The 1528-nt window shown below is 29.6% G+C and carries 3 protein-coding genes; all 3 read left to right on the top strand.

The window, feature by feature from the left end; genetic code table 11:
• On the top strand, nt 1–225 hold a 225-nt coding region (locus FLACOL7796_RS24350; protein WP_173973355.1), incomplete at its 5' end, for a hypothetical protein.
• A gap of 317 nt (nt 226–542) precedes the next feature.
• The gene (locus FLACOL7796_RS24345) at nt 543–1022 is read left to right on the top strand and encodes a hypothetical protein (RefSeq protein WP_173973354.1); all 480 of its coding nucleotides are present in this window, start codon (nt 543–545) and stop codon (nt 1020–1022) included.
• Nucleotides 1023–1245: 223 nt separating this feature from the next.
• A partial coding sequence (locus FLACOL7796_RS24340) for a hypothetical protein (protein WP_173973353.1) occupies nt 1246–1528 on the top strand: 283 nt, incomplete at its 3' end.

The raw sequence follows: 1528 nt of genomic DNA, 5'->3' as shown, positions 1-1528 counted from the left end.
AATATAAAGTGGGTTCTGCAAAGAGAACATCAAGAATATATTGTAAAAAACGGAGTGATTTATATACGATATAAATACATGAATGATTACGAAATGATTTGGAACCATACTACTAAAACAAACAATCTCGAATGGTTTAAATCACAAAGAAATATGGATAGCATTAATGGCGAATATAAAAATATGGAAGAATTAGATAGACTTATTAAGGGGTTTCGTGATTAACTAGTTGGATATACTACCTCATTTCAACAACATCCTCTCAGTAATTAACTTATTTGAGGAAGTCTCAATTCCGGTAACTTCCGTAATAACAATTATAAAGTGTTAGGTACAATTACGCATTCTTGGGATAATAGATATGATTGTCATAGAGGAACATCGGCTTATATTTACGGTTTTGGAAACATTGGAGATTCACACGCTTTATTAGTCGAAAAATATTGCGGTGCTAAACCGTACGAGATACGCAGTGAATGGAAGCAAAACTTCAATCGAACCTTTCAATTTAATTCTTCAGGAAATTTAATTCTTAAATTAAAATGAAAAAGAAAATATTTATAGCAGTAATATCTCTAATTGTTTTTTATTCAGCTTATTATTATTGGCAAAACAGATATGTTGAACTTAAGCCCGTAATTCTGGCCGATGAAAACCATACTCGTCAAATAATATTTTTTGACAATGATCTTTACAAATTTGCAGAACCAAATGAAATTTCGCCAAGTTACTATAAAAACATAAAATGGATTTTGGATGGTTCCAGAGTGGATTATATTGAAAAAAACGGAATTATTTATGTCCGAAATCAATTTTTGGACGACATGAATATGGTTTGGAATTACACCACTAGAGCTATATCTACGGAGTATTTTGAGTTAGAAAAAAAGAGGGATAGCACTCATCTTATTTACGAAAAGAAATGTGCAGATCTTCGGAGAAAAAAAATAGAATCTATCTTAAAAACTATAAAGACAGACTCTATTAAATTCCATGAAGATCAAAAAAATAAAGGGAATTAAATACCCGATCGCATGGATTTGTAATTCATACCTGTAAAGTATATCTTATAGATTTAAAAAGAGAAAATCCAGCTTTTATTAAAGATAGAAACGGGCAGGAAAACTATTTTTATACTATTTTTGTGCATATGCGAACGATCTGTTTTTTCAATAATAACAATGTAAATCAACTACTACAATGCTACTATAATGGATTAGGCAATTAATAAAAAAGAATAAAAGTATGGAGGAAATACCTAAAATAGAGGATAAAATAAAAGCTCTCTACTTGTATATTGATGCTAATACATCAGATACTGAAGGTGATTCTTGGTATTATGGATATAATCCAATAATAGTTTCTCATATAAATACTTTATCTAAAGCAGAATGTGAAAGATTAGTCTCAGAAATTTGGAATTGGAAAGAAGAAATCCTTGTAGATTTAGCTGATCCATTTCTTCAAATAAGAAATCCAAATTTGGACGGTTCCTTTTTGTATTGCAAAATCTTTATGAATATAACCG

The sequence above is a fragment of the Flavobacterium bizetiae genome (assembly GCF_902804475.1).
Lineage (GTDB): Bacteria > Bacteroidota > Bacteroidia > Flavobacteriales > Flavobacteriaceae > Flavobacterium > Flavobacterium bizetiae.
Note: the sequence above shows the minus strand (reverse complement) of the source record. Positions and strands in the feature narration are given on the sequence as shown.